This is a genomic window from Natrinema longum, from assembly GCF_017352095.1.
In the GTDB taxonomy this organism is placed as follows: Archaea; Halobacteriota; Halobacteria; order Halobacteriales; family Natrialbaceae; genus Natrinema; species Natrinema longum.
This window is the reverse complement of record NZ_CP071463.1, coordinates 2,992,207-3,007,525: the sequence shown is the minus strand read 5'-3', so window position 1 is coordinate 3,007,525 and position 15,319 is coordinate 2,992,207. Positions and strand designations below refer to the sequence as shown.

The 15,319-nt window shown below is 64.8% G+C and carries 15 protein-coding genes and 1 tRNA gene; 8 read left to right on the top strand and 8 right to left on the bottom strand.

Annotation, left to right across the window (positions count from 1 at the left end; translation table 11 throughout):
* The first annotated feature begins 117 nt into the window (after positions 1 to 117).
* The 3 genes from J0X27_RS14830 to J0X27_RS14820 all read left to right on the top strand — a co-directional run bounded on the left by J0X27_RS14830 (position 118) and on the right by J0X27_RS14820 (position 4,170).
* Positions 118 to 474, top strand: a complete 357-nt coding sequence (locus tag J0X27_RS14830; RefSeq protein ID WP_207269930.1) for a DsrE family protein — start codon at positions 118 to 120, stop codon at positions 472 to 474.
* Positions 475 to 595: 121 nt separating this feature from the next.
* The gene (locus J0X27_RS14825) at positions 596 to 3,082 is read left to right on the top strand and encodes a DNA topoisomerase VI subunit B (RefSeq protein WP_207269929.1); all 2,487 of its coding nucleotides are present in this window, start codon (positions 596 to 598) and stop codon (positions 3,080 to 3,082) included.
* Positions 3,079 to 4,170: a DNA topoisomerase IV subunit A gene (locus J0X27_RS14820; RefSeq protein ID WP_207269928.1), complete on the top strand. Its 1,092-nt coding sequence runs from the start codon at positions 3,079 to 3,081 to the stop codon at positions 4,168 to 4,170. Before J0X27_RS14825 ends, J0X27_RS14820 begins: the two co-directional genes overlap by 4 nt.
* 55 nt (positions 4,171 to 4,225) lie before the next feature.
* On the opposite strand, the gene J0X27_RS14815 is transcribed toward J0X27_RS14820, so the two are convergent.
* Both J0X27_RS14815 and J0X27_RS14810 read right to left on the bottom strand, forming a co-directional pair.
* Positions 4,226 to 5,143 carry a DUF8108 domain-containing protein gene (locus J0X27_RS14815; protein WP_425491922.1) on the bottom strand — a complete coding sequence of 306 codons (918 nt, stop codon included), beginning with the start codon at positions 5,141 to 5,143 and terminating at the stop codon, positions 4,226 to 4,228.
* A gap of 249 nt (positions 5,144 to 5,392) precedes the next feature.
* On the bottom strand, positions 5,393 to 6,748 hold the full coding sequence (locus J0X27_RS14810; protein WP_207269926.1) for an Nramp family divalent metal transporter: 1,356 nt from the start codon (positions 6,746 to 6,748) through the stop codon (positions 5,393 to 5,395).
* Positions 6,749 to 7,060: 312 nt separating this feature from the next.
* Between J0X27_RS14810 and J0X27_RS14805 the strand changes: the two genes are divergently transcribed.
* On the top strand, positions 7,061 to 7,366 hold the full coding sequence (locus J0X27_RS14805; protein ID WP_207269925.1) for a hypothetical protein: 306 nt from the start codon (positions 7,061 to 7,063) through the stop codon (positions 7,364 to 7,366).
* A 29-nt stretch (positions 7,367 to 7,395) separates the two neighbouring features.
* On the opposite strand, the gene J0X27_RS14800 is transcribed toward J0X27_RS14805, so the two are convergent.
* Together J0X27_RS14800 and J0X27_RS14795 are read right to left on the bottom strand one after the other, a co-directional pair.
* The gene (locus tag J0X27_RS14800; protein ID WP_207269924.1) at positions 7,396 to 8,100 is read right to left on the bottom strand and encodes an MBL fold metallo-hydrolase; all 705 of its coding nucleotides are present in this window, start codon (positions 8,098 to 8,100) and stop codon (positions 7,396 to 7,398) included.
* A gap of 66 nt (positions 8,101 to 8,166) precedes the next feature.
* A complete protein-coding gene (locus J0X27_RS14795; protein WP_207269923.1) occupies positions 8,167 to 8,901 on the bottom strand; it encodes a fumarylacetoacetate hydrolase family protein in 735 nt (244 codons plus the stop codon).
* 108 nt (positions 8,902 to 9,009) lie between these two features.
* Between J0X27_RS14795 and J0X27_RS14790 the strand changes: the two genes are divergently transcribed.
* Together J0X27_RS14790 and J0X27_RS14785 are read left to right on the top strand one after the other, a co-directional pair.
* Positions 9,010 to 9,444, top strand: coding sequence for a DUF8009 family protein (locus J0X27_RS14790; protein WP_207269922.1), 435 nt, complete (start codon positions 9,010 to 9,012; stop codon positions 9,442 to 9,444).
* A gap of 133 nt (positions 9,445 to 9,577) precedes the next feature.
* Positions 9,578 to 9,811, top strand: coding sequence for a hypothetical protein (locus J0X27_RS14785; RefSeq protein ID WP_207269921.1), 234 nt, complete (start codon positions 9,578 to 9,580; stop codon positions 9,809 to 9,811).
* A 294-nt stretch (positions 9,812 to 10,105) separates the two neighbouring features.
* Here J0X27_RS14785 and J0X27_RS14780 read toward each other — a convergent pair.
* Positions 10,106 to 10,180: transfer RNA gene (locus J0X27_RS14780), tRNA-Glu, on the bottom strand.
* A gap of 116 nt (positions 10,181 to 10,296) precedes the next feature.
* Positions 10,297 to 11,556, bottom strand: coding sequence for a DUF7343 domain-containing protein (locus J0X27_RS14775; RefSeq protein WP_207269920.1), 1,260 nt, complete (start codon positions 11,554 to 11,556; stop codon positions 10,297 to 10,299).
* Between the two features lie 112 nt (positions 11,557 to 11,668).
* On the opposite strand from J0X27_RS14775, the gene J0X27_RS14770 reads away from it, so the two are divergent.
* Positions 11,669 to 12,247: an MBL fold metallo-hydrolase gene (locus J0X27_RS14770; protein WP_207269919.1), complete on the top strand. Its 579-nt coding sequence runs from the start codon at positions 11,669 to 11,671 to the stop codon at positions 12,245 to 12,247.
* Between the two features lie 37 nt (positions 12,248 to 12,284).
* On the opposite strand, the gene J0X27_RS14765 is transcribed toward J0X27_RS14770, so the two are convergent.
* Entirely contained in the window at positions 12,285 to 13,115 is an 831-nt protein-coding gene (locus J0X27_RS14765) for an ATPase (protein WP_207269918.1), read from the bottom strand.
* Complete coding sequence (locus J0X27_RS14760) at positions 13,112 to 13,378, bottom strand: DUF5827 family protein (RefSeq protein ID WP_207269917.1); 267 nt, start codon at positions 13,376 to 13,378, stop codon at positions 13,112 to 13,114. Before J0X27_RS14760 ends, J0X27_RS14765 begins: the two co-directional genes overlap by 4 nt.
* A 122-nt stretch (positions 13,379 to 13,500) precedes the next feature.
* Between J0X27_RS14760 and J0X27_RS14755 the strand changes: the two genes are divergently transcribed.
* Positions 13,501 to 15,309 carry a histidine kinase N-terminal 7TM domain-containing protein gene (locus J0X27_RS14755; RefSeq protein WP_207269916.1) on the top strand — a complete coding sequence of 603 codons (1,809 nt, stop codon included), beginning with the start codon at positions 13,501 to 13,503 and terminating at the stop codon, positions 15,307 to 15,309.
* Positions 15,310 to 15,319 lie beyond the last annotated feature (10 nt).

The window sequence follows — 15,319 nt, the reverse complement described above, 5'->3', positions numbered from 1 at the left end:
CGGGTCGCCCCTCACGACGGGTTCGCTCGACGGAATCTCGTCGCCGGCGACGGGTTTGCGTTGGCCACACACGACCGCAGTCTCCTTTTGATCTCCCGCGGTGTACTACTGTCCGTAATGACGAACGCAGCGATTATTATTCTGGCAGGAACCGAGTCCCACAGCGACACCGGCCGTCTCGTAAACGGCCTCGAAGCGGCCAAGGAGTTCGCCGACGATCCCGAGGCCGACCTCGAACTCATCTTCGACGGTGCTGGGACCCAATGGATCCCGGAACTGGAGGACGAGGACCACGACTATCACGAACTCTACCAGTCTGTCAGCGACGATGCCGCGGCCTGTGACTTCTGTGCTGGTGCGTTCGGCGTCGACGAAGCGATCGACGATGCCGGCGTCGTCACCGTCGACGACAACGACGGCCACCCGAGCATCCGCTCGCTGGTGGGCGACGACTACGAGGTTATTACCTTCTGAGCGGGAGTGACGACGGCCAGCGGGCCGTCGAACGCACATCGCCCCATCGAAATCGGGGTGTGCATTCACTTTCACTCCGGTAGCACACACCTTTTAGCCTCCCCGTTAGTACAGGGAGACGATGACGTCGTTCCAGTCGACACTCGGTGAGGAGGAGGGGATCGCCGAGGAGTTGGCAGCGAGCCAGCAGTCGATCTCCATCGCCGAGTTCTTCGAGAAGAACAAGCACATGCTCGGCTTCGACAGCGGCGCTCGAGGCCTCGTCACGGCCGTCAAGGAGGCCGTCGACAACGCCTTGGACGCCGCCGAGGAGTCGGGCATTCTCCCGGATATCTACGTCGAAATTCAGGAAGCCGGCGACTACTACCGCCTGATCGTCGAGGATAACGGCCCGGGATTGACCAAGGAATCGCTCCCGAAGGTTTTCGGGAAACTACTCTACGGCTCTCGCTTTCACGCACGCGAACAGTCCCGCGGTCAGCAGGGGATCGGTATCTCTGCCGCCGTTCTCTACGCCCAGCTGACCAGCGGGAAACCCGCCAAGATCACGAGCCGAACGCAGGGCTCGAGCGAGGCCGAATACTTCGAGCTCATCGTCGATACGGACGACAACGAGCCCGAGATCAGCGTCGAGGAGACGACCACCTGGGATCGGCCCCACGGGACGCGCATCGAACTCGAGATGGAGGCGAACATGCGCGCCCGCCAGCAGCTCCACGACTACATCAAGCACACGGCGGTCGTCAACCCCCACGCCCGCCTCGAGTTGCGCGAACCACAGGAGCACTTCAAGTTCGAACGCGCGACCGACCAGCTCCCAGCGGAGACCGAGGAGATCCGCCCCCATCCCCACGGCGTCGAACTCGGCACCGTGATGAAGATGCTGGCGGCGACGGACTCCCAGACGGTGTCGGGATTCGTACAGGAGGAGTTCACCCGCGTCGGGAAGAAGACCGCCGACTCGATCATCGACGCGTTCCGCGATCGCCACTACGGACGGGAGATGCGCTGGCGGCCGCCGGCCACACACGAGGACGTGGATCTCGAGGCCGCCGTCGCCGACGCCACCGCGAACAAGGGCCCCGAGGCGACGGCCGCGTTCGCCGAAGCCATCGCCGACGGGGTCGACGATCACGACCGTATCGCCTACCACGAACTGATCGAGACGGTCGAATCGGCCGCCGAGGCGGTCGAGGACAACCACGGAACGACGTTCGGCGACACCGTCCGCGAAAACGCCGTCGAGGCCGTCTGGTTCGAACTGATCGACGCCGGCAACGGAGACGCGGAACCGGCGGAGAGCGACGATCCCGAGGGAGACGGCGACTCTCGGCTGGTCGCCGATCTCTACGAGCTCGCGGACGATGCGACGAGTACCCGCAAGGACGACGAAATCATCACGGCCTTCGCGGACCGGCTCGCCGCCAAGTTCGAGGACGAACTCGAGAGCGACGACGAGAGCGACGGGAACGTCCGTCACCGGCTCACCCACCGGCGACTTCGGGACCACGTCGATCGGGTCGCCGACCTCACCGAGGAGTACGACGACGTCTCCTTCGGCGAGACAGCCCGCGAGAACGTCACCGAAGCGATCTGGGACGTGATGGCAACCGTCCCCGACGACCCGCCGCTCGTCCGTGAACTCGACGGCGACCGCGACGCCACCAGCAACCTCGTCGACGCCATGCGCGCGACCGACATCATGGCACCGCCGACGCGGTGTCTCGCACCCATCTCCGAGGACCTGATCACCGCCGGCCTCGAGAAGGAGTTCGACGCCGACTTCTACGCCTCGGCGACACGGGACGCCGGCGTCTCCGGGGGCGATCCGTTCATCGTCGAGGCAGGGATCGCCTACGGCGGCGAGTTGCCGGCCGAGGGAACCGCCGAGGTCATGCGCTTTGCCAACCGGGTCCCGCTGGTCTACCAGCGGGGTGCCTGTGCGACGACCGACGTCGTCAAATCGATCGGCTGGCGCAATTACGGGCTCGACCAGCCGGGCGGCTCCGGGCTCCCGAACGGGCCGGTCGTGATCATGGTCCACGTCGCCTCGACGAACGTCCCCTTCACGAGCGAATCGAAAGACGCGGTCGCCAACGTCCCCGAGATCGAAGACGAGATCGAACTCGCGGTCCGGGAAGCGGCTCGGGAACTCAAGAGCTACCTCAACAAGCGCCGCTCGATGCAACAGCGCCGGAAGAAACAGAACGTCCTCGGGAAGATCCTCCCGGAGATGGCCACGAAGGTCGCCGAGGTCACCGACCGCGAGGAACCCGACATCGACGACGCGATCGCCCGCATCATGAACAACGTCCTCGTCGAGCGAACCGTCGAGGCAAACGGCGACGGAAAAGCGGTCTCCGTCGTCGTCGAGAACAACTCGAGTACGAACGAATCACTGGAGATCACTGACATCGTCTCGGCCGAGCCGACGAGCCTCTCGGATGGCGCGTCCGTCGTCGAGATGGACGGCGAGTGGTTCGTCAAGTGGGAACCCGACGTCGGAAGCGACGACGAGGCGGCCCTCGAGTACGAGGTATCCGACGACGCGACGTTCGATCTGGACGTCAAAGGCGTCGAGAGCGAGAAACTGACTGTAAACCAATGAGCGCAGACGACAACCAGCAGGCACGAGAACAGTTGATCGATCTCGCGGCGCAGTTCTACGACCAGTTCGAACTGGGCGAGATCCCCCACATGTCCGTGCCGACGCGGACGAAGAACAACATCGAGTACGACGAGGAGATGGACGTCTGGGTCTACGGCGACCGCGAGTCGACCCGGTCGGCCAACTCCGTCCGCGGCGCACGAAAACTCCTGAAGGCGGTCTACACGATCGAGTTCCTCGCCGACCAACTCGAGGAGGACCGTTCCTCGACCCTGCGTGAACTCTACTACCTCTCGGAGAGCTGGGACAACGACGAGGCCCAGTTCAACGACCAGGACGAGTCCAACAGCATGGTCGAGGACCTCGAAATCGTCTCGGGTGTCACCCGCGAGGACTTCCACATGCGCCCCGAGGAGTCCGGAGCCACCCTCATGGGGCCGCTGCATCTCCGCGAACAGACCCGACGCGGCGAACGGGAGATCCACTGTCAGGAGGACGTCGGCGAGGGCGGCTACCAGATCCCGAACAATCCGGACACGATCGAGTTTCTGGACTGTGACGCCGACTTCATTCTCGCCGTCGAAACCGGTGGCATGCGCGACCGGCTCGTCGAGAACGGCTTCGACGAGGAGTACGACGCCCTGATCGTCCACCTCAAGGGCCAACCCGCGCGGGCGACCCGCCGGATCACCAAGCGTCTGCACGACGAACTCGGGCTTCCGGTCACGGTCTTTACCGACGGCGACCCGTGGTCGTACCGCATCTACGGCTCCGTCGCCTACGGCTCGATCAAGTCCGCCCACCTCTCGGAGTACCTCGCGACCCCCGAAGCGGACTTCATCGGCATCCAGCCCGCCGACATCGTCGAGTACGAACTGCCGACCGACCCCCTCTCGGATTCGGACATCAACGCCCTGGAGAGCGAACTCGAGGACCCGCGATTCCAGACCGACTACTGGGAGGAACAGATCGAACTGCAACTCGATCTCGGGAAGAAATCCGAACAGCAGTCGCTGGCGTCTCACGGACTGGACTTCGTGACGGATACCTATCTGCCCGAGCGACTGGACGACATGGGCGTCCTCTGAGATCGCGACCGGGCCGCTCCGACGCTCCGTGGCGGACTCGAGTCTCTCCCGCCTTTCAGACCCGGTCCGGGTCCGATTCTCGGTCCGGGTTCGAATCCGTCGGCGAGTCGTCCACCCGCGGTTCCGCGACCGCTGTGCGATCGCTCGCGCCGGTCGCGGTCGACTCCGCGTTCGCACACTGCCGGCAGTAGTAGTTGCGGCCGCCGGTGGCGGTCACCGGCACGCCGAGCACGCATACCTCCGAGCGGTAGCTCCGCTCGAGCCCGCAGTCGACGGGGCCGGCACACGCGGCACACGGTTCCTCGGGAGCGGCGACGGTTCGTTCGTCGACCGTGTGGGTCCGTCCGTTCGTCAGCACCGAGTGGCGAGCCTCGAGACGGCGACTGACAGAGGGGAGGACGATCGTCCCCGCAACTGCGAGGGCGAGGGCGAGCGCGAACAGGACGAGCCCCACAGCTGACGGTCCCAGTTGGACGCCGAGCGCGACGGTTAGCCCCGCCAGCAGCCACGCGAAGGCTGCGGATGCCCGCGGAAGCAGGTTCGAGTCGGTCGTGACGTCGTCGGGTTCGTCCCTGCCGACCGGCTCCGCTCGCAGGACCGTCCGCTCGGCACCGTCGACGTATCGGTACGCGCCGTAGAGGACGTTCCCGACCCCCATCGTCCACCAGACGGTGAGCAGCGCGATCAACAGGTGATCGGCTACGCCCCCGAACGTTCGTCGGACCAACACCGCGTGATCGCCGAAGTCGCGCTCGAGTCGCCAACCGTCCCGCGAGGCGGCGGCGATTCGGCGCTCGAGTCGGTCGCGATCCGACGCCTCGGTCGCGTCGCGGCCGGTCGTCCTCGCTGCGTCGCGACTCGTGTTCGTTCGCAGTCGCCTCTCGGAAGCCGACCGCGATTTCGGTACCGAAGCCGACCGCAAACGTCCGCTCGGGCGGTCGATCGGCACGCCACAGTTCGGACAGTAGTGCATCGAGGCCTCGAGGGGGGCACCACAATCAGTGCAGTACAGCGACCCGGTTCGGCCGTGACGCCGGCGTCGAGGACGGTCACTGCGCATAGTCGACCGTCGCCGACTGCGACACTAACTCTTTGGAGCTATCGACATTCCAACCCGAGCGGCAGGGAGTGGCGCGGCGTCGGTCGATCGCGGTCCGCCGTTCGACGACCGCCGGGCGGGCACGATGTCGGTTCGAGGGCCGAATCGAGAATTCGGGCAGCGTTAGCCGAGGAACCCGAGTCGAACCGCCGCTCCCATGGCCCCGAAGACCAACACCAGGAGCAGGCTGACGACGTAGTACGCGTGCCAGGCCCGCGAGGGGCGGAACGGTTCGGGCAGGTTCTTCTCGACGACGTACCAGTTGGCCGGATAGAAGAAGATCTCGGTGACTGCCAACACCGCGGCGACGTAGAGCAACAGCGTCACCGGGACCTCGCCGAGCGCGATGACCATCGCGCTGCTGACGGCGACGACGCCGACGACGACCAGCTTCCGCACCCGTTCGCTGTCGATGTCGTCGTTCTCGAGGGCCATCGGCAGGATGTCACCGGTGGCGCGGGCTGCGCCGTCGAGCAGCGTGATGACCGTCGAATACAGCGCGGCGAACCCGCCCAGCAGCATGGCGTAGTACGACCACTCGCCGAACGAGTCGCTGAGGATCGAGCCGATCGCGACCGCGAGGTTCGCGTCCGTCGGCGGTTCCGGATAAAGAACGTTCGACGCCAGAACCACCATCGCGACGATCAGCAGGAAGCTGAACAGGTAGCCGATGTTGAAGTCGCGCCGACCGGTCCGGATCCACGCCCGGATGTAGTCGTGGTGTTTCGGGTCCTCGGGATCGAGGTCTCGCTCCTCGAGTTCGCTCGCGCCGTCGCCTTTCGCCATGCTCCAACTACCGATCAGGATGCTCGTGCTGAAGCCGGTCGGCGCGAAGCCGGCGGCGGCGGCGAACAGTCCGATAAAGACCGGACCGGTCAGATCGGGCACCGCAAAGGCCGTCCCGAGGACGACGTCGCCCGACGGCGGGCCGACGATCACGCCGAGCAAGACGAGGAGACCCAACGCGATGGTGAAGGCGATCAGGGCCGTCTCGAGCAGGCTGTACCGCGACACGACGACGAGTAGCCCCGCGCCGCCGACGAAGACGACGTACGCGATGGTTGCGGTGAACCACTCGGGGGTCAGTGCGGCGACGAACGCCGCCGTGCTCATCCCGACGCTGGCCGTGATGAACGTGTACATCCCGGTGAACACGAGGATCGTCACCCAGAGGGCCCAGTTCTTGGGACCGGGGAGCTGGTCGTAGGCTTCGATCGGGTTCGCGCCGACGCCGTAGTTGTACCGAATGCCGAGCTCCCAGGCCCCGTACTTCGCGGCGTAGATGAGCCCGAACATCCAGATCGCGACGAGCCCGAACGTTCCGCCGAGGGTGGGCGCGAGCACGATGTGGCTCCCGCCGATGCTGATCAGCGCCCACAGCATCGACGGACCGAAGTGTTCCCTGAAGAAGCCGCGCCAGTCCCGTTCCGGATACTCGAGGTCCGCGTTGGAAACGTCCGTGGCCCCCTCACCGGCCATCGCGATCACCGATCGTGGCTGCCGTCATCCCGCCGCCCGAAACCGGTGAGATGGGGGATTTCGTCGTTTTTACTGTGGGAATACGAATCATGGGTGTCGAAGAATTCCGCAGGGGCCACTTATATCGTGCGAATCGCCGGGAGGCGACCGCTCCCGCCAGGGGGTCCAACGCTCACGTCAGCGGGACCACCGCGTCGACGTCCCCCACTGTCGCTTTCGTCGCGGAACGCGACCGGTTCGCCGGCAATGGCCTGTGACTGCAGGTACAATCGGTACCCGTCTGTGGCGGGTCCAATTCGCTAGACTGGTGACATGGGGGACGAAAACGATAGCGAACGGCCGTTGCACAGTGACCCCGACGAGGAGGCGATCGACGAACCCACGACCTCGAGCGCACAGGAGGCCGACGAGACCGCGTGGATGATGAAGGAGGGAATCACGGTCGGCCTCGTCGCGATCGGTGCGATGGTCCTCCTCGCGCTCGGGCTCTTGCAGGGGACCGGGCTCGTCGACATCTTCGCGCCGATCGCGGATACCGGTCTCGGACAGTGGGCCGCGTTCGGGGGTCTAGTACTCATCGCTATCGCAGTGTTCGCTTGGTCGCGAATTGGCGTCTGAGTTCCGTCGACTCGCCGCCGTTTCGACCGCTACTCGTCGAGGACGACTGGAACCCCGCGTTTCGCGACGTCGACGACGAACGCTTCCTCGTCGGTGTCGATCGCGTCGAAGGTATCGTAGTGGACGGGCAAGACGAGGTCGGGACCGATGGTTTCGGCCAGCGACGCCGCCTCGTGGCGATCCATCGTGAACGTGCCCCCGATCGGCGGGAGGAAGAGATCGACGTCCATGCGCTCGTGGAACGGGAGGGCGTCGGTATCGCCGGGCCAGAACGCGGTGATACCGTCGATAGTGACACCGAATCCACAGCCCTCTCCGTCGAAATGATAGGGAGTATCGTCCTCGTCCGTGTGGGGGCCGTCGGGATCGTTGTACGCCGGCGTCGTAACGAGATCGAGCGGCCCGAGAACGAACGATTCGTCCGCACGGACGCGTTCGACGTCGAACGGCAGGTCTTCCGGCTCCTCGTCGGCGTGATCGATCTCGGTCGCGTCGACCGATTCGTGGACGACGACCAGCGCGTCCTCGTGTGCGACCCGTCGAATCGACGCGGGGTCGTAGTGATGGCCGTGACTGACGAGAACGAGGTCACCGTCGCGGGCCTCGAAGCCGTCCAGAACGCCGTACCGTTCCGGACCCGGATCGGTATAGACGACCGCGCCGGTCTGTCCCTCGAGTCGAACGGTTCCGAGGCCGAACCAGTCGACGGTCACTGCATCGAATCGAACAGTCATGGCTGGCCTATTCCTCGAGCGGGCCGAAAAGTGTTGACGCTCGGTCGCCTGGGACGCGAGTCCGGCTCAGGGGATCCGGACCGAGTGCTCGAGCGTGCCCACGCCCTCGATTTCGATCTCGACTTCGTCACCGTCGGAGAGGGGGCCGACACCCTCGGGCGTGCCAGTCGCGATCACGTCACCGGGCTCGAGAGTGAGGTAGGTGGTGATCTCGGCGATGAGTTCCGGAACCGAGAACACGAGTTGGTCCCGGGAGCCGTCCTGTCTCGTCTCGCCGTTGACGCGGGTCCGGACCGCGGCATCGGCGGGGACTTCCTCGGGCGTCGCGAGCACGGGACCCATCGGCGCAGCGCCATCGAAGGCCTTCCCGCGCACCCAGTTTTGTTCCTGACGCTGGTCGTCGCGGTTCGAGAGGTCGTTGACGCAGGTAAAGCCCTCGACGACGTCCATCGCGTCCCCTTCGGAGACGTGGCGACACTGCTCGCCGATAACGACACCGAGTTCGGCCTCGTGGTCGATTCGTTCTTTGCCTGCCGGGAGAGTTACGGTATCGCCGTGGGCCGCGAGCGCGTTCGGTGGCTTCAAGAAGAGCAGCGGTCGGTCGGGGACGTCGGAGTTCAGTTCCGCAGCGTGGTCGGCGTAATTGCGGCCAATACAGACGATTTTCGAGGGGTCGGCTGGCGGAAGCACGTCGATGTCATCGTCGAGCGCGTAGCTCTCGTTTCCGAAGTGGACGTGCCCGTTCTCGTACTCGCCGCGGCGGACTGCACCGGCCGGATCGCGAAAGCGGACGTATTTCATCGTCGATGGATAGTCACAGGGGAGTAAAAAGGGTTGAGAAGACGGCGTGTACGGGGATCGGCGACTCGAACCCGACAATTAACCCGTCACACGTCCTACGGTCGGGCGATGGCCGAGCACGACGATTCCGCATCCGAGGACGACCCAGCGGCGATCCGCTCGATCGCGCTGTCGCCGGACGACGCCGTCGACGCGTTCATCTACAGCCGGGAAAACCCCGGAGAGGCCGTGCTTCGAGTTACCCCGCCGTTCCACGGTCGAATGCGGGCCCGCCTTCACGTCTACCACGTCGACGACACCGAACTGACCGGTGCGGTCCACCTCTCGCCGTCGGCGATCATCGCGACCGACCTCATCGACGCGTACCCCGACCTCGAGTCGACCCTCGACGCCGAGAACTCGACCGAGGCCGATCGGATCCGCGAGCGCCACGCCGACGCCGTCGACGACTGGCGAGCGCGCGCTCGTGACGGGATCGTCGACTCGGTCGCGCTCGAGACCGACGACGGGACACATCGGGTCGAACTCAAACCGCTCGGTTAGGCCGGTGTCGACCGAACGGACTCCCGATCACCGAGCCCCATCGGCCACGTTCGGTCGAACCGGACGCGTTCCCGCACTTTCACTTTCACTCCGGGCGGATCGGTTTGACGTACTGTCAGTCCAACTGAGACGTATGCCTCTGATCGTCGAAGCCGCCGACGAACGGACCGATCGCAACGAACGCGAGCGTTCCGACGCTCGATCGACCGTCGAACCGACGGCGACGGACCACGGCCAGCGCCGACGGATCGACGTCACCGACCTGGACGCGGCGGGACTCGACGAGTTCGTCCGCACGAACGTCGAAACCGACGCCGTCTCGCTCGAGCACCGCGGCGGCCGAACGTATCTGCTGATCGCGGACTGAACGTCGGGCGATGAGCGTCCCCTCCGAACCCCGTCCGTCGCTCGTGGGACACTCGAATCCGGGCTGTCACCGAAACGATTTCCGACGGGCCGTATCGTTCACCACCGTCACCACAATACAGGTCCGCTGCAGTCGACCCAGGGCAGTGTGCTCACGTTTCGAAAGCGAGATGCTCAACGGCCGCGAGCGATCCGCCACAGAAAATAGAGGACGAACACGACAGCTCCACACCGAGTGTATCGATGAGAAACCCACCGGCGGGGACAGGAGGAAACGACGCTTGGAAAAGTGGGATGCTCCGACAGGGATTCGAACCCTGGTCATTGCCGTGAGAGGGCAATATGATTGGCCGGACTACACCATCGGAGCGCGGTGCTTCGCACTCAATCGTAGCAGCGTACGATGTTTAAGCATTCCGTTTCGTCCCGGGAGTGGTGTCCCTTCCCACGTGAGAATCAGTCACCGACGCGTGGCTATCGGGATCGTCACTCGTCGAACGGCGACTTCGTCGCTTCGGGTTCGAACCCCTCGAGACTGATGATGTTTTCGCGGCCGACGCGGAGTTTGCTGATGGTTCCGTCGTCTTCCATCTCCGAGAGCAACATGCTGACCTTGGATTTCGACCAGCCGGTCGCGTCGACGATGTTGACCTGCTTCATGCGGCCGCCGTTCTCCTGGATGAGAGCGACGACGCGATCCTCGTCGGACATGAGTTCCTCGTCGGCGACGGCGGTCGCCCCATCGCTCGAGTCGGCCGTCTCCGCGACGGTTCCGGGTTCGCCGTCGCTATCGGCTCCAGCTGCCGGTTGTGCCGACGGAGCTGCGGAATCAGTCACTCCGCGTACAGCAGTATCGTCAGCGCCGGGACCGTACCGCCGGTACCAGATCACGGCTGCGATACCGAGTCCGGTTAGCAGGGCGGCCCCGGCAAGATACCGAGTCGTATCGGCGGTGTCCGTCGGTCCAACCCCTCCGGTATCACCGCTTCCGACTGCAGCACTGTCGGGACGCTCGAGAACCGCACGTGGCCGGCCGTCGACGAACTCCTGTTGGCCGTTCCACTGGACCGAATCCGCGTCCTCGAGCGAGGAGCCGGCGTACTCTCCCTCGGGTTCGATCGTACGGAACGTGAGATCGCCACCTGCCTCGAAGACGATCGCCTGATCGGCGGCCAGATAGATGTCCTGAAAGACGTCACCCGCGACGATAGTCTCGTCGGTAACGTTGGCGAAGCCGTCCCACAGGAACGACATTTCGACTACCCCTCGCTCGTTTGGCCACCCGTCGATCCGCGCCGACCGGTCGAAGTCCGTCGCTTCCATCTCACGGCCGGTCTCCTGCGATCCAGCCTCGACCAGTAACCGGGACTGATTGATGAATCGGTCGTACAGGCCGGTTTCGTTCGCTTCGAACTCCTCTTTGAACGCTCTGAAGTTCGCTTTCGCCTCCGTTTCGTTGTCCTCGTTCGCGAACTGCCGTTCGTATCGGAACGTCCACGTCGCGCTTCCGTTTTCGTGAATCGTAATCTCGAAGGTCCGATTGTCGAACCGCTGTGTCTCCTGTGAGACGAACGGGCTGGTACCCGCAGCGTCGGTCACCTGTTCGGCCCGGGGCTCGACGGCAGCGGGCTCCGGTGCTGACGGATCGGCCGGCCCGTCCGTCGCGAGAACGATCGGCCCGCTGACACTCGCGACCGACACGAGGAAGACGAGAGCGACGATTCCGACAGGGGCCGACCGATTCATTCGTCTACCACTACGTGCCGGAGCTAAAAATGGTTGTGAATACACGAGTCGACGGGACCGGATACCCTTCCGTGTCGACACGTACAAATCGATCGACGGCGTATCGATTCTCGTGATAAGCAATCTCGCACAGGGCGTGCAGGCGTTCACGAGCAACGTCTTCCTCGTCTCCGGCGATCGGCCGGTCCTCGTCGATACGGGAGCGAACTTCGACGTCGTCGATGCCGTCCGCTCCCGCGTCGACGACCTCGACGCCGTGATCCTCACGCACACACACCGCGACCACGTGGGCAATCTCGCGGCGGTCACGGACGCCTTCGACGTCGACGCGTGGGGGTACGATACGTCGATCGACGGCGTCGATCACGCTATCGCGGACGAGGAACGGGTCCAGCTGGGCGACCACGAGTACGTTGCGCTCCACACGCCCGGCCACAAGAACGATCACCTCTGCTTCCACTCCGAGGCGGCCAGCGTACTGTTCGCGGGCGATCTCGTCTTCCAGAACGGGAGCTTCGGGCGAACCGACCTCGAGGAAGGCGACCGCGAGGCACTGATCGAAAGCATCGACCGCGTGCTCGAGTGGATCGATCCGGGGCTCGAGGAGATGCATACCGGACACGGACCGAGCGTGACGACCGACCCCTACGACCACGTCGAACTCTCGGCGCGGATGGCCCGGCAGGCGTGATCTCGTTCGGGTTCCAATCGCGCCGGACGAGGCGAGGCTACACCCCTCCGGCGGCGTCGAGAACCGCCTCGTAGGCGTCCGCGTACGCACGGGCGATCCGAGCGGGGTCGTCCCGTTCGGGACCGGAAAGCGCCGGAAGTGATACCCGCTCGAGCGGGTCGAGATACTCGATGACGTCGGGGACGCGTTTTTCGATGGCCCCGTCTCTGGGGCTCGAGCTGGCGACCTCGCATGCGCGGCAGTAGCGATCGCCCCGATAGATCCGTACGCGTCCCGGCTCGACGGCCGCGACGGCGGCGATCGACGCCGGATCCAGGGTCTCGAGTGGCTGTGCGATGTCGCTGTAGGATTCGACGACGGCGATGTCGGTCGCCTCGATCTCCGCGGCAACTCCCTCGAACGCGGGAACGTACCGCGCTCTCGCGAGGTCGTTGAACTCGTCGACGGTCTCGACGGGGACGGCCTCGGCGAGTGAAAGCGCGTCGGCGACCGCGTCCGGGACCGTGGCGGTCGCGTTGCGAACGAACAGCGGGTCGTCGGCGTCACGACCGACACGGTCGACGACGAACTCCCTGTCCGCCCGGCCGAGCAGGCCGGTCCCACCGCCGGGTGCCGGCTGCCACAGCCGGTGGACGGGATTGAGGCGCTCGGGCGGACGCTCGCGACCGTCGGCAGCCGAGAGACGCGCCGCATCCTTTCCGTAGAGCCGTCCGTCGGCGAGCGCGCGTCGACAATCGTCGTGGTCGAACCAGAAGTCGTTCCCGGCGCGGGGTTTGTAGCCGACCGCGCCGGTTCGCTCGAGCAGACCGGCCGAGAACGTGGTCTTGCCGGCGTCGACGCGATCCGCCCCGACCACCAGGAAGATCATTCTTTCAGACCGTAGTAGCCGGGTTCGTCCTCGTCTCGTGGTTCGGCGACCACGAGGTCGTCGGCGTTGGTCATGATCCACGGGATCGCCCAGTCGAGCAGGATGTCCTCGGTCTCGCGGTCGATATCCGCGTCGGGTTCGACCCCCTGTAGCATGCGGGCGATCTCGTAGACGGTATACATCTGGTCGTCCTCGAACAGTTCCGCCGGCGTGTAGAAATCACACGGCGGAAGGGTCTCGAACTCGGATTTCGGGACGGGCATACGCTCACGTATCAGCGGCCGACGCGTAAATGGTTCGTTCGCGTTCGCCTGCAGGACGGACCGAGCGATCCGTGGCGGAAACGGCCAGTGAATTTTACAGCGTTGCTACTCGAGTAGGGGTAATGGCTTTCGGGACGGGTATCGCACCCATTCAACTGGTTTACCTGATCGTCGTCTTCAACAGCGTTGCCCTCGCTGGGGTCCTCTGGCGACATCGCGACCGACCCGGTGCGGTGCCGTTGCTCGTGAACGTCCTGTCGACCGGACTGTGGGCCGGGTCGTTGCTCGCTCGAACCGTCGTCGACCGTGGCCTCGTGGCTCGCGTGTTTCTAGTGATCGTGTTTCTCAGTATCGGGCTGTATTTGCTGACGCTACTCGTGTTCACGCTCGAGTATACCGGTCGGGAGCGCTTTATCAGACCGTCGATAGTCGCTGCGCTCTCGATCGAGCCGATTCTGGTGATCATCTTCGTCGCCGTCAATCCCGATGGGCTCTTTTTCACCGTCGTCGATGGCACCGTCGAGTGGGGAATCGGGTTCTGGATCCACACGGCCTACGCCTACACGATTCTGGCCGTCGTCACGATGTTGATCTTCGGACTGCTCTATCGGTCCCAGGCAGTCTACCGGGGACAGATCGCCGTCATGCTCGTCGGAACGATCGCGGCCTGGACCGCCAACAGTGTGTACGTCTTCGATCTGGTCGACGTGGAAGTCTCCCCGGTTGGCTTCCTCGTAACCGGGATTCTGTACGCGATCGGAATCGTTCACTACCGACTGACCGATCTCGTCCCGATCGCTCGAGATCGCGTCCTCGATAACGTCTCCGACGGGATCTTCGTCGTCGACGAACAGGATCGGTTGATCGACCTGAACCCCGCTGGACGGGCCCTCCTCGAGGACATCGATTCCGCACCGATCGGCAAGCGTCTCGAGTCACTGCTGGCCGACTACCCCGAGTTACGGGACGAGTATCGAGCGCTGACCGCGACTCGGACCGACGGAGACAGCGAGGTCGCGGTCGCTGGCGGCCACTATCACCTCCGGACGACACCGCTCGAGGACGGCCGTGATCGCCACATCGGCTGGTTGTGTCTCATCCGCGATATCACCGACCGAAAGCGCCAGGAAGCACAGGTAGAACGGCAAAACGAACGCCTCGAGCGCTTCGCCAGCGTGGTCTCTCACGACCTGCGGAACCCGCTGAACGTCGCCGAGGGATACCTGGATCTTGCCCGCGAAGCCGACGACCCCGAGCCGTCTCTCGACGAGATCGAACAGTCACACGACCGAATGGCTGCGATCATCGAGGACGTCCTCGCGTTGGCTCGCGATGGGACGACGATCACCGATCCGGAACCGGTCTCACTGGCCGCTCTCGCCGAGCGTGCATGGGAGAACGTCGACACCGGCGACGCCGCCCTCGTGATCGCATCGGAGACGACGATCCTCGCGGATGCCGATCGGGTAACGCGCCTGCTCGAGAACCTGTTTCGGAACGCCATCGAACACGGCGCGAAAGAACCCACTTCGCAGGCGAGTCACCACGCTGTAGAACACGGTCCGGCCGACGGCCCGGAGGACACGACGGAGACCGAGGCCTCGGGCCGGTCGTCGCTCACTGTCGAAGTGGGGACCATCGGGACGGATGGGGCCGACGGTCCGGCGGGGTTCTACGTCGCCGACGACGGCCGTGGACTGCCGGACGATGGAGACGTCTTCGAGGACGGCTACACGACCAATCCGGACGGGACGGGATTCGGGCTGAGTATCGTCTCCGGGATCGCCACCGCCCATGGCTGGACCGTCGAAGCCGGCGAGAGCGAGCACGGCGGTGCCCGATTCGAGTTCCGCCGGATCGAGACGGGAGACGACGCGACCGGTTCCACACCCCGGCAGCCAGCGGACGCGAATCCGAACGGTGAGTCGTGAAACCGGACGG